The organism is Nocardia pseudovaccinii (assembly GCF_050942345.1).
Lineage (GTDB): Bacteria > Actinomycetota > Actinomycetes > Mycobacteriales > Mycobacteriaceae > Nocardia > Nocardia pseudovaccinii.
On the sequence record NZ_CP192074.1, the window covers coordinates 7270168 to 7282754 of the forward strand.

Below are 12587 nucleotides of genomic sequence, written 5' to 3' on the forward strand. Positions count from 1 at the left end.
AGACAGTTCCGAGCGGCATGGGAGCGAATCATGAGTTTTCAGAAGATTCCACCAGGGACCCGGGGATCCCGACCGCCGTCACCCAATCCGGTGTTCCGTTTCCTCATCCAGGCGATGGAGCGATACCACCGATTCCGCCACGACCGATTCATGGGGATGGACCTGGTCTATCTGACCACCGTCGGTGCGAAGAGCGGTCAGGAACGTCGGGTGACGGTGAGCCGGTTTCCGGCCGACGACGGCGGCTGGCTGATCGTCGCCTCCATGGGCGGCGCGATCCAACATCCGGGCTGGTATCACAATATCGCCGCGCACCCGGATCAGGTGTGGGCCGAGGTGGGCGGTACGAAGTACCACGTCACGGCCGAACAGCTGGACGAGCAACGGCGTGAGCAGGCATGGAAGCAGATCACCGCCGTGCAACCGCGCTATCTCGGCTACCAGAAGAAGACCGACCGGCTCATCCCGATCATCGAACTCCGACCGCGCAGCTGATACCGGGCGCCTGTTGGCCGAGCCGACGATGGGAGTTCACATGGTGTTGGACTCCCTGCGCCAAGGTAAGCCAATGACTGGTTCGGACTTCGGCATCTCCCGGCGCACCCTGTTGCGCTCCTCCGCCCTCGGTCTCGTCGCGGTCCCCGCACTCGCCGCCTGCTCGAACGACGGGCCAACACTGGTCCGGCCGCGCCCGAAACTCACCCACGGCGTCGCGGTGGGCGATCCGCGCGCCGACGGCGCGCTGATCTGGGCGCGCTCCGATCAGCCCGCGAAGCTGATCGTGGAGACCGCGGCAACCGAATCCTTCACCGACGCCAAACGATTCACCGGCCCGATGCTCACTCCGGACTCCGACGGCACCGGACGCGTGCGCGTCAACGGTCTGCCCGCAGGCCAGCAGGTGCACTACCGGGTCACCCTGGAAGGTGAGGACGGCGCCACCTCCGAACCGATTACCGGTGTGTTCCGCACCGTGCCCACCGGCGCATCCGATATCAAGCTGCAGTGGTCCGGTGATGTGGTCGGCCAGGGTTACGGCATCAACCCCGAACTCGGCGGTATGAAGATCTTCTCCGCCATGGCCGCGCGCGACCCGCACCTGTTCATCCACTCCGGTGACTCGATCTACGCCGACGGCCCGCTGCAGGAATCGGTGACGCTGCCCGACGGCCGGATCTGGCGCAATACCGTCTCCGAGGCGAAAAGCGCTGTCGCGCAGACCCTGGCCCAGTTCCGCGGCAACTACGCCTACAACCTGACCGACCAGAACTACCGCCGCTTCAATACCTCGGTCGCCCAGGTGGTCCAGTGGGACGACCACGAAACCGTCAACAACTGGTACCACGGCGGCCTGGTCGCCGTGACCAAGGGCTACAGCGAGCGCAGCATGGACGCCCTCGCTACGCGCTCCTGGCAGGCCTTCCACGAGTGGATGCCATTGGAGCCCAAGGAGGCGGTCGACAGCCGCCTCTACCGCAAGATCTCCTATGGTCCGCTGCTGGACATCTTCGTCCTGGATATGCGGACCTATAAGGACACCAACGACATCGACAACGGACCCACCGGTCGCATCTTCGGTCCGGAACAGACGAAGTGGCTCATCGAGGGTCTGCGCGATTCCAAGGCCACCTGGAAAATCGTCGCCAACGACCTACCACTCGGTCTTGTCGTCAAGGACGGTGAACAAAAAGTCGCGGCCTACGAGGGCCCCGCGAATGGCGACAACGGCGCCCCGTCCGGCCGGGAAACCGAAATCGCCCAAGTGCTCTCGGCGATCAAGGCGAACAAGGTGGGCGGCGTGGTCTGGCTGACCGCGGACGTGCACTACACCGCGGCCCACCACTATTCCCCCGAACGCGCCGCCTTCACCGACTTCGACGAGTTCTGGGAGTTCGTGTCGGGACCGCTGAATGCCGGTGCGTTCGGCCCGAATCCGCTCGACGGCACCTTCGGTCCGGAGGCGGTCTTCGTGCACGCACCGACCGTTCAGAACGCCTCACCGCTGGACAGCTTCCAACATTTCGGTGAGGTGCTGATCAACGGCAAGTCAAGGGAACTGACGGTCAATCTGTGCGATGCGACCGGATCCGTCCTGTTCAGCCAGCGGCTGGCGCCGCCGGTCCGGTAACCGTAGAGATCGAACGAGCATCGGAGGCCGCGCTGTGGTTAGCTTTCGGTCCATGAGCACGCCGCACACTGTCGCCGCCGAAGAATATCTACCTCGTGACACCGCGGATGTCGTTCGTACGGTGCGGAATTCACGCGGTCGCGCGGAAAACCTCACGGTGCGTGGCGGCGAACCGATCGACGATGGCCTGTCGTTACCCGATCCGCGCGCGGTGGTGTCGCTGCGAAAGATGAATGCGGTGCTCGATATCAACCTCGGCAGGCGCACCGTGCGAGTGCAGGCGGGCGCCAAACTGTCCGATATCGATCGCCGCCTCGGCGCGCACGGGCTCGGTCTGCCGATCGTCGGCGACCACCGCGATATCACCGCGGGCGGCTTCGCCTCGGTCGGCGGTGTCAGCACGGCATCGCACAAGTACGGCATGTTCATCGATCAGATCGTGGACCTGGAGTACGTCGATCCGGACGGACGCATCGGCACCTGCGGTCGCAATCACCACACGGAGCGCTTCCACCGGATCCTCGGCGCGGGCGGACGCGCGGGCATCATCACCGCACTCACCCTCGATGCGGTCGATATCGACAAGGACCACACCTGGCTCACCACCGACGCCGACCGCTTCCTGGACTTCGACTCCTTCGTCGAACATGCCTATGCCGAAATCACCCGGCCGGGCAATGTCGCACTGCAGGTCGGTCGTTGGGTCGATACCGCGCCACTGAAGGTTTCGCGCCCGGTCGGGACCGGCCATGTGCAGCTGGGGACCGTGCGTTTCGGCCAGTGGTCGAGCCTCTACCCCACCACGCCCACCCGCTCGCTGCGGGCGCGCCGTGAGGTCGGCACCAAGACCAGGAAGTCGTTGGGCGTCATCGCCTCTGCCGCGGGCGGCCGCGCGGGTGCACCGGTGCGCAATGCCGCGGCGGGCGCGCTCATGTTCGCCCCGAAGGTGCTGACACTGCGCGATGCGGAGTATCTTGCCGACACGGTCATCAGCTCCTCGGAACGCGGCCCCGCCTACCGGGTCGCGATTTTCGCGCCGCTGTCGACCTACACCTCGGTTTTCTACAGACTGCACGATTTGTTTGCCGGACACCGGGAGCGGACCGGATGCTTCACCGTCATCTCCGCGATGACCTACGGCGTGCGCTCGAAGTACCTGCGTGAGGAGGCGCAAGCGCGCGGACTCGCGATCGAGGACCACGGACTGATCACCTTCACCTGCCGTTTGCGGCCCTCGGCGCTGCCCTCAGAACTGTTGCGCGACATCGTTACCGGAATCGATGAGATCTGCGCATCCGAACACGCCCTGCGGTACGACTCCGCGGATTAGACTATGTCGCGCCGCATATAGTCGCCAGCAAATAGCTTCGCCGCCATCCGGCGGTTCGGCTATCTGTTGGCGATAGCGGTCGACTTCGGCACTGTCGGCGGGGTGTCGATGCGTTGGTTCAGCCCATCTACGGTGAAGGTTGCTCTGATGCTCGAATTCCGCACTGCCCCGCCCTGTTTGCCCGATCGTAAGCGTCAGCGGCCCGAATCCGTCGAGGGGCTGCGGGTTCTCGTGACGGATGCGTGTTCCGAGATCGGTCACGCCACAGCCACACTGCTTGCCGCACAGGGTGCGCAGCTGCTGCTGGTCGCCCGGCGCGGGGATCAACTCGTCGCCGGCTGCAATCAGATCGTCGAGGCGGGCGGTGCGGCGAATTGGTTCCGCTGCGATATTTCCGCACTCGGTGATGTCGATCAGCTCGTCGACTGGGTGCTCAGCGATTTCGGCCGGGTCGATGTACTGATCAACAATGCGGGCCGTCCGCTGCGCCGACCCGTCTCGCAGTCCCTGGACCGCTTCCGTGACTACCATCGCATGATGGCGACCAACTACTTCGGTCCGCTGCGCCTGACGCTCGGCCTGTTGCCCGCCATGCTGGAATCCGGCTCCGGCCATGTGATCAATGTGGGCCCGTGGAGCCTGAAGACCGGTGCCACATCGAATTTCGCCTCCTACGCCAGCTCCCAGGCCGCCTGGACCACCTTCGGTCAATGCGCGGACGCCGAACTCTCGCCGCGCGGCATCCAGGTGACCGCCGTCCAATATCCGGCCGTCCAACCGGATACCGGAACAATCGCGCACTACGTCACCGAGCCCGCTCTGGAACCGACCGCCGCCGCCCGGCTGATCGAAACGGCCATCCGCACCCGCCCGGCCCGCCTCCAACCCCGCTTCGCGCGCACCCTGCGCGGACTGGCCGGTGTCGCACCCCGCTCCACCAACCGCATCCTGTCCCGCCTCGCCTCGCTCTGACCACGGGCCGATCTCGGAACGCCGAAGCGCCCCACCGGAATCCGGTGGGGCGCTTCGGTAAAGAGCTATTCGCTCAGTGCTTTTCGGGGCCGAGGTAGTACTCGAACACCAGACCGGCGGCCGCACCGAGGATGCACACCACGCCGATGCCGATCAGCCAGAACTGGAAGAACGCCAAGCCGAGGGCGGTGATGGAGCCCGCGCCTGCCAGGGTGATGGGCCAGAAGCTGCCGGGCGAGAAGAAGCCCAGATCGCCCGCGCCGTCCACGATCTCGGCATCCTCGTAGTCCTCCGGGCGCAGGTCGAGGCGACGTGCGACGAAACGGAAGTAGGTGCCGATGATCAGCGACAGACCGGCGGTCAGCACCGTCGCGGTGGTGCCCGCCCATTCGACACCGGTCCGCGACTGGCCGGTGAAGTAGCCGTACACGATTGCCACGATGACGAAGAACACCGTGAGCAGTTCGAAAATCCGCGCTTCGATCTTCATGTCAGATCAGTCCTCACTTGCTCTCTACCGCGGACGCGCTCTTGGTGTCGCGCTTGGTGTTGAACGGCTGTGTGGTGGTCGCGACCGGGGATTCACCGATGGACTCGAGCGCCTCGGCGTTGGTCTTGCCCGCCTTGCGCGCATCGATGTACTTGGTGAACTTCTCCGGCGATACCGCACGGACCTCGAAGTTCATCATCGAGTGGAAGGTGCCGCACATCTCGGCGCAGCGGCCGACGAACGCGCCTTCCTTCTCGATCTTGGTGATCTGGAAGACGTTATCCGAGTGGTTTTCCTTCGGGTTCGGCATCACGTCGCGCTTGAACAGGAACTCCGGCACCCAGAAGGCGTGCACCACATCGGCCGCGGCCAGCTGGAATTCGATGTTCTTACCGGTCGGCAGCACGAGCACCGGGATCTCGGTGCTGGAGCCGACGGTCTCGACCTTGTCGTAGTGCAGGTAGGACAGGATCTCGTTCTCCGGCTTGCCGTGCACCGGGCCCGGCTGCGGGTGACCGTCCTTGGTCCGCTCCTTGTACTCCTCGAGCTCTTCTTGGTTGGCGTCCTCGCGGGCCTTGTCGATGCCGTCGAAGCGATAGCCGTCCTTGAAGTCGACATTGCGGTAGCCGAACTTCCAGTTCCACTGGAATGCGGTCACGTCGACGGTCACATCCGGGTTGTCGACCTTCTCGTGCACGTAGTTCTGCACGACCACGGTGAAGTAGAACAGCACCGCGATGATGACGAACGGCACGGCCGTGTAGGTCAGCTCCAGCGGCACGTTGTAACCGGTCTGGCGCGGGAACTCCGGGGAGTCCTTCTTCTTGCGGTGGAAGGCGACGGTCCAGAAGGTCAGACCCCACACCAGCACACCCATCGCCAATGCCGCGATGACCGACCAGGTCCACAGCTCCCGCATCCGGGTGGCCTGCGGCGTGATGCCCGAGGGCCAGCCGAATCGCAGCCAAACATTGTCGATCGAGCAGCCCGAGACGAGCATCGCGGTGATCCCCAGGGACACCGCCAGCCCGGCCCGCCGAATGATGCGGCCTTGGGGACGGTAAGCCGACGAAGTCGGCGGGGTGGGTGAGCTCCGCCGACCCTTCACGGGTCGTGCCCCGATCTCTTCGCTCGCCTTATGCGCCACGCTCACGCCTTCCTGGTCGCCACACATTCCGACAGTGCACCGCTCGGGTTGCGATCGCCCGGCGGTACGTCCTAAGCACGTTTCAGGGCATTCCGTCGGCCGCTTGCTTCGCGCGCGATCCAACTGAGAATGTCCTGAGTACTACGCAGCGTAGACCAAACCGGCGCCCCGTTTGACGTCGGGTCGCATTCGACACTCCGCCGACGCGGGGGGTGATCCGGTCACCCGGACATCGTCGCAGTACAAGGCGTGCGACGCGACCGGATCGGGCAGGTGCGATGCAGGCGGACACAACATTTCGCAGGGCAACTGTCCGGTGGGCGCGACACACGAATCCGCCCGGTGCGGCATACTCGGACACGAGATTTCGTCCTGTGCGCCCACCTATCGGGCGCAGCCACCCAATCAATCGGGCCAGCGCCCGTACCGAAGCGGAAACGAGGTTGCCGACGCCGTGTGTGGACTGCTCGGATTTCTGACATCTGATGCGGCAACCGACGACCGTCGGGGACGGCAGCCAGCGGAGCTGGCGGGGTGGGCGAACACAGTGGAGCGGGTGTACGACGCCCTGCACTGCGTGCGCCATCGCGGCCCGGACGAGCGCGGCACCTGGCACGACGATCATGTGATCTACGGCTTCAACCGGCTGTCGATCATCGATATCGAGCATTCGCACCAGCCGCTGCGCTGGGGTCCGGCCGAAAATCGGGAGCGCTACGCGCTGACCTTCAACGGTGAGATCTACAACTACATCGAGATCCGCGAGGAGCTCGCGAAGGCGCACGCCGAGGAGTACCCGGACGGAAAGATCTTCGAGACCGAGGGCGACAGCGAGGCGATCGTCGCGGCCTTCCACTACTGGGGTCCGGAGGCGGTGCGCAAGCTGCGCGGCATGTTCGCGTTCGCGATCTGGGATACCGAGACCCAGGAGTTGTTCCTGGCGCGCGATCCGTTCGGGATCAAGCCGTTGTTCCTGGCGACGGGTCCCGGCGGGACCGCGTTCGGCAGCGAGAAGAAGAGCCTGCTGGAGCTGCTGCCCACACTCGGGCTGTCCGATGCGCTGGATCCGCGGGCTTTGGAGCACTACACGGTGCTGCAGTACGTGCCGGAGCCGGAGACCCTGCACAAGGACATCCGTCGCCTGGAATCCGGGCACTACGCGACCGTGCGGGCGGGCCAGGCGCCGCAGATCACCCGCTACTTCGACCCGCGGTTCAAGGTGCGGGCCTTCGCACCCGGTTCGGCGGCCGCCCGCTATCGCGATATCGCCGAGGCCCTGGAGGACTCGGTCGCCAAGCATATGCGCGCGGATGTGACGGTCGGATCGTTCCTGTCCGGCGGCATCGACTCCACCGCGGTCGCGGCGCTGGCCATGCGGCACAACCCGAAGCTGATCACCTTCACCACCGGCTTCGAACGCGAGGGCTACTCCGAGGTCGATGTGGCCGCCGAGAGCGCCGAGGCGATCGGCGCGCGGCACATCGTGAAGGTGGTCTCCCCCGCCGAATTCGCGGCCGCCATCCCCGAAATCGTCTGGTACCTCGACGATCCCGTGGCCGACCCGGCGCTGGTTCCGCTGTACTTCGTCGCCAAGGAGGCACGCAAGCACGTCAAGGTCGTGCTCTCCGGCGAGGGCGCAGACGAGCTGTTCGGCGGATACACGATCTACCGGGAACCGTTGTCGCTCAAGCCCTTCGAATACTTGCCGCGTGGCGTGCGCAAGCTGGCGGGCAAGCTCTCGGAGCGGATTCCGGACGGCACCCGCGGTAAGAGTCTGCTGCACCGGGGTTCGCTCCCGTTGGAGGAGCGTTACTACGGCAATGCGCGCAGCTTCAGCGATGCGCAGTTGCGTGCGGTGCTGCGCGAATTCCGGCCGGAATGGACCCACCGGGACGTCACCGCGCCGATCTACGCACAGTCACGCGGCTGGGACCCGGTCGCGCGCATGCAGCATCTGGATCTCTACACCTGGCTGCGCGGCGATATCCTGGTCAAGGCCGACAAGATGACCATGGCGAATTCGCTCGAGCTGCGCGTGCCGTTCCTGGATTCCGAGGTTCTGAAGGTCGCCGAGCAACTGCCCTACGAGCAGAAGATCACCAAGGAGACCACGAAGTACGCGCTGCGCCAGGCACTCGAGGGCATCGTCCCGCCGCATGTGCTGCACCGAGCGAAGCTGGGTTTCCCTGTCCCACTGCGGCATTGGTTGCGCGGCACCGAACTCTACGACTGGGCGCACCTGCAGATCGCCGAATCGCAGACCGATCACCTGCTGGACAAGGGCGCGATCAAGGGCATGCTCGAAGACCACCGCGCGGGCCGCGGCGACCACAGCCGCCGGTTGTGGACGTTGCTGGTCTTCATGGTCTGGCACGGGATCTTCGTGGAGAAGCGCATTACTCCCGACATCCAGGAGCCGGTCTACCCGGTCTCGCTGTAGTCACCTCTGCCGCGCACGTTTTCGCACGCCGCGCACCGATTCGTGGGTAAGGGCGTGCACGGCGCAACATGCGCAGATGGAAGCCGGAGTGACGCGGCCCGTCGACTCGGCGCAAGGCGACTGTGCCGCACACCTTTTCGCACGCTACGAATGGGATGCTGGGTGAATTCGTACGCGGCACGCCGAAACGTGCGGGGCAGCGCGGGCTTCGCTGTGCTCGGTGTGCAAATGCGAACGGCCGCACCGGAATACGGTGCGGCCGTCGAGGTCTGCGTGGCTCAGAGCAGGGGCTTGATGTCGGCGGCAGCCTCGGCGCCGTAGGCCTTGGTGAGGCGCTCGAGTGCGTCGTCCTTGTTGAGTGTCCACTCCTGGGTGCCCATGGTCTCGAGTACGAGAACCGCGATGAGCGAACCCAATTGGGCGGAGCGCTCCAGCGAGAGCCCGGTGGTGTGGCCGGTGAGGAAGCCCGCGCGGAAAGCGTCGCCGACGCCGGTGGGCTCGACCTTGTTCACCTCGGGGACCACACCGACGGTCACCTCGGTGCCGTCGCGGTCGACGATCTGCACGCCGTCCTTGCCGAGCGTGGTGACCCGGATACCGACCTTCCGCGCGACCTCTTCCTCGCTCAGACCGGTCTTCTGCAGCAGCAGCGCCCACTCGTACTTATTGGTGAAAAGGTATGCGGCGCCCTCGATCAGCTGCACGGCCTGATCACCGTCGAGGCGGGCCAGCTGCTGGGACGGGTCGGCGGCGAACGGAATGCCGAGTTCACGGCATTCGGCGGTGTGGCGCAGCATCGCCTCGGGATCGTTGGCGCCGATGAGCACCAGGTCCAGGGCGTGCTGCTCGGCGAGCTCGCCGATCGAGATGTCGCGGGCCTCGCTCATCGCGCCCGGGTAGAACGACGCGATCTGGGCCATGTCGTCGTCGGTGGTGCAGACGAAGCGCGCGGTATGCGCCCGATCCGAGATCCGGACGGTGGAGCAGTCGACACCGTGCTTCTCGAGCCAGGCACCGTACTCGGCGAAATCGGCGCCGACCGCGCCGACGAGCAGCGGCGTGCGGTTCAAAACGCCCATGGCGTAGGCGATGTTGCCCGCGACACCGCCCTTGCGGATCTGCAGATCATCGACGAGAAAGCTCACCGAGACGTGGTCGAGCTGATCGGCCAGCAGCGCGTCGGCGAACCGTCCGGGGAAACGCATGAGGTGGTCGGTTGCAATGGACGCGGACACGGCGATAGACACGAGGCTGAGCCCCTTCGAGTAGGCGGCAGACGACGAAAGGCGCGGGACACAAACCCGCGCCTTCACCGTATCAACTAGTGCATCCGCCGAGCACTAACGACTTCTTCGCCCCGGCGACAACCGGCCGGGGGGCGAGGTGTCAGTTGAAGGAGTCGCCGCAGGCGCAGGAACCCGTCGCATTCGGGTTGTCGATCGTGAAGCCCTGCTTCTCGATGGTGTCGACGAAGTCGATCGAGGCGCCCTGTACGTACGGCGCGCTCATCCGGTCGACGGCCAGCTTGACGCCGCCGAAGTCGACGGTCAGGTCGCCGTCGAGCGAGCGGTCGTCGAAGAAGAGCTGGTAGCGCAGGCCCGCACAGCCGCCCGGCTGCACGGCGATACGCAGGGCGAGGTCGTCGCGACCCTCCTGGTCGAGCAGCGCCTTCGCCTTGCTGGCGGCGGCGTCGGTCAGAGTCACACCGTGGGTGGTCGTCTCGTCTTGCACAGTCATGAACTCTCCTCAGGACAGCTGTGTTCAACCCGTGAACAGCGCACGGCTCGTGGCTACAACACCACTCAGCGGGCTGTTATTCCCCCATCTTGCCACCACCGGGTACTGCGGTGGACACAACCTCCCACCGACCTCATTTCCTGCGGAGTATCGCATCGAATAGCCTGGTCGCGTGAAATTGTTCCGTCGCGGCGAGTCCAGCACCACCGACGAGAGCGCCGACAAGACGGCGGGCTCGGACGGCGGCTCGACCGCAGTCTCCATCACGAAAGCGGCCACCGCCACCGAGGGCAAGGGCCGACCGACTCCGAAACGTCGTGACGCCCAAGGCAAGCGACGCGGTCCCGTGGCCCCGGCCCCGCTCACCGCGAAGGAGGCGCGCGCCCGGCGCAAGGCCACCCGCGGTAGCCGCGAGGACCGCAAGACGGCCTCGGCCGAGCGTCGGCTGGCGGCCCAGGACCGGCGCGCCAGGATGCTGGCCGGTGAGGACAAATACCTGCTGCCCCGGGATCAGGGCCCGGTGCGGGCGTTCGTGCGCGACATCGTCGATGCGCGACGCAACCTGGTCGGATTGTTCATGCCGATGGCGCTGGTCCTGATCCTGTCGATGTTCGTCGCGCCCGCGCTGCAGACGATTGTGACGCTGGCCATGCTGGTGATGATGTTCTTCATGATCGCCGAGGGTTTCCTGCTCGGCCGGATCGTCAACGGACGGGTGCGTGAGCGTTTTCCGGAGAGCACCGATACCGGCTACAAGCTGGGGTGGTACGCCTTCGTCCGCGCCTCGCAGATCCGCAAGATGCGGGCGCCGAAGCCGCGGGTCGGCCCTGGCGACAGTGTCTAATTGCAGCGCCTTCGGCGCTGCGTGTTCGCGGCCCCGTGGTGTCTCGCGTCCGAGCCGTCGAGACTCGCGACTACGTCGCATGCGCTTCGACGGCTCGGACGCGAGACGGGCCGCGAACGGTCGCTCGTAAGACTCGCTCCGTGGTGGCATCGAGGGCGGCGACGAGCCCACAGCCCATTGCACTCCAGTCAGTGGTGATGTGAGTGGGCGATGATGGCGGACAGATCGGAATGCAGGCGCTGGGCGTCGCGATCGGTGATATTCGCTGATCCGGCGTGACCGCCGCCTCGTGTGATGAGGACCGCGAAGCCCACCACGACCGCCATGCTTACGAGAAAAGTAATCATGGCAGTAATTTTGCGCTCGGTGATTTACCGCCGAAAGTGGCTGTTCTGACATTGTTCGTAAAGATTCAGCCAGGTACGCTGTCCGCATGCTGTCCAAGGTCGCGGTGGTGCTGTCGGAGCGCCTGGCCATGTTCGAATTCGGCGTGGTCTGTGAGGTCTTCGGGCTCGATCGGACCGCGGACGGACTGCCCGGATTCGATTTCAAGGTGTGCGGGGCCGAGCCGGGGAAGCCGCTGCCGTCCACGACCCCCGGTATCACCGTCACACCGGAGTTCGGACTGGAGGAGTTGGCGAAGGCGGATCTGGTGGCGATTCCGGCCTTTCCCGCATCGGCGTTGGAACAGGGGCTCGATCCGCGAGTCGTCGACGCGATACGGGACGCGTCGGATGGTGGGGCGATCGTGCTCACCGTATGTTCCGGTGCGTTCCTGGCCGGGGCGGCCGGTCTGCTCGACGGTCGCAAGTGCACCACACATTGGCGCTATGTCGACCAGTTGGCGGCGCGGTTTCCGCGGGCCACGGTCGATCCCGATGTGTTGTTCGTCGACGAGGGCAATCTGATCACCTCGGCGGGCACGGCCGCGGGCATCGACGCCTGCCTGCATCTGGTGCGCCGGGAGATCGGCAGTTCCGTCGCGAATGCGATCGCCCGCCGGATGGTGGTGCCGCCGCAGCGTGACGGCGGACAGCGCCAATTCATCGAGCGTCCGGTGCCCGAATGCACCTCCGACAGTCTCAGCTCCACGCTGCAGTGGATGAACGAGAATCTCGACCTGCCGCACACCATCGACGATCTGGCCGCGCGTTCGATGATGTCCACCCGTACCTTCGCCCGCCGCTTCGCCGCCGAAACCGGAACCACACCGGTGAAATGGCTGACCAATCAGCGCGTGCTGTACGCCAAGCATCTGCTGGAGGACACCGACGAAGGGCTGGAACAGATTGCCGCACAAGCCGGTTTCGGATCCGGTGCGCTGCTGCGGCATCACTTCCAGAAGGTCGTCGGTATCGCGCCGACCGAGTATCGCCGCCGGTTCGGCGGCGCTGAGGCCACCGAGCAGCGCGCCTGAGCGAGCGGAGCGAGCGAACTATCAACACAGCCGCCGAAGCGGTCATGCCGGAACCGAGCGCCAGCGAGGTGCAGGCATGAGC

General features: G+C 65.5%; 12 protein-coding genes. 7 read left to right on the plus strand and 5 right to left on the minus strand.

All coding sequences use genetic code 11. The features are described 5' to 3' along the window. Positions 1-30: 30 nt before the first annotated feature. The 4 genes from ACQPZ2_RS32725 to ACQPZ2_RS32740 all read left to right on the plus strand — a co-directional run bounded on the left by ACQPZ2_RS32725 (position 31) and on the right by ACQPZ2_RS32740 (position 4430). Positions 31-495 (plus strand): nitroreductase/quinone reductase family protein, encoded by a 465-nt coding sequence (locus ACQPZ2_RS32725; protein ID WP_245720957.1) that lies wholly within the window; start codon positions 31-33, stop codon positions 493-495. A 73-nt stretch (positions 496-568) separates the two neighbouring features. Beyond that, complete coding sequence (locus tag ACQPZ2_RS32730; RefSeq protein ID WP_433521960.1) at positions 569-2128, plus strand: alkaline phosphatase D family protein; 1560 nt, start codon at positions 569-571, stop codon at positions 2126-2128. A gap of 52 nt (positions 2129-2180) precedes the next feature. Continuing rightward, on the plus strand, positions 2181-3458 hold the full coding sequence (locus ACQPZ2_RS32735) for an FAD-binding oxidoreductase (protein WP_433521961.1): 1278 nt from the start codon (positions 2181-2183) through the stop codon (positions 3456-3458). Between the two features lie 147 nt (positions 3459-3605). Next, positions 3606-4430, plus strand: coding sequence for an SDR family NAD(P)-dependent oxidoreductase (locus ACQPZ2_RS32740; protein ID WP_433521962.1), 825 nt, complete (start codon positions 3606-3608; stop codon positions 4428-4430). A gap of 73 nt (positions 4431-4503) precedes the next feature. On the opposite strand, the gene ACQPZ2_RS32745 is transcribed toward ACQPZ2_RS32740, so the two are convergent. Both ACQPZ2_RS32745 and ctaC read right to left on the minus strand, forming a co-directional pair. Then, positions 4504-4920, minus strand: coding sequence for a cytochrome c oxidase subunit 4 (locus ACQPZ2_RS32745; RefSeq protein ID WP_433521963.1), 417 nt, complete (start codon positions 4918-4920; stop codon positions 4504-4506). Between the two features lie 13 nt (positions 4921-4933). Next, positions 4934-5920: an aa3-type cytochrome oxidase subunit II gene (ctaC, locus tag ACQPZ2_RS32750; RefSeq protein ID WP_433527586.1), complete on the minus strand. Its 987-nt coding sequence runs from the start codon at positions 5918-5920 to the stop codon at positions 4934-4936. A gap of 601 nt (positions 5921-6521) precedes the next feature. Between ctaC and asnB the strand changes: the two genes are divergently transcribed. Next, positions 6522-8507, plus strand: a complete 1986-nt coding sequence (asnB, locus tag ACQPZ2_RS32755) for an asparagine synthase (glutamine-hydrolyzing) (protein ID WP_433521964.1) — start codon at positions 6522-6524, stop codon at positions 8505-8507. Positions 8508-8785: 278 nt separating this feature from the next. Here asnB and ACQPZ2_RS32760 read toward each other — a convergent pair whose 3' ends face one another. Continuing rightward, positions 8786-9754: a carbohydrate kinase family protein gene (locus ACQPZ2_RS32760; protein WP_433521965.1), complete on the minus strand. Its 969-nt coding sequence runs from the start codon at positions 9752-9754 to the stop codon at positions 8786-8788. Between the two features lie 139 nt (positions 9755-9893). Beyond that, the gene (locus ACQPZ2_RS32765) at positions 9894-10244 is read right to left on the minus strand and encodes a HesB/IscA family protein (protein ID WP_040688522.1); all 351 of its coding nucleotides are present in this window, start codon (positions 10242-10244) and stop codon (positions 9894-9896) included. Between the two features lie 172 nt (positions 10245-10416). On the opposite strand from ACQPZ2_RS32765, the gene ACQPZ2_RS32770 reads away from it, so the two are divergent. Beyond that, positions 10417-11088, plus strand: a complete 672-nt coding sequence (locus ACQPZ2_RS32770) for a DUF3043 domain-containing protein (RefSeq protein ID WP_433521966.1) — start codon at positions 10417-10419, stop codon at positions 11086-11088. A gap of 188 nt (positions 11089-11276) precedes the next feature. Here the strand turns inward: ACQPZ2_RS32770 and ACQPZ2_RS32775 are convergent, their stop codons facing one another. Next, positions 11277-11435: a hypothetical protein gene (locus tag ACQPZ2_RS32775; RefSeq protein ID WP_433521967.1), complete on the minus strand. Its 159-nt coding sequence runs from the start codon at positions 11433-11435 to the stop codon at positions 11277-11279. An 86-nt stretch (positions 11436-11521) separates the two neighbouring features. Here ACQPZ2_RS32775 and ACQPZ2_RS32780 point away from each other — a divergent pair, with 86 nt between their 5' ends. Then, a complete protein-coding gene (locus tag ACQPZ2_RS32780) occupies positions 11522-12505 on the plus strand; it encodes a helix-turn-helix domain-containing protein (protein ID WP_433521968.1) in 984 nt (327 codons plus the stop codon). Positions 12506-12587: the final 82 nt, after the last annotated feature.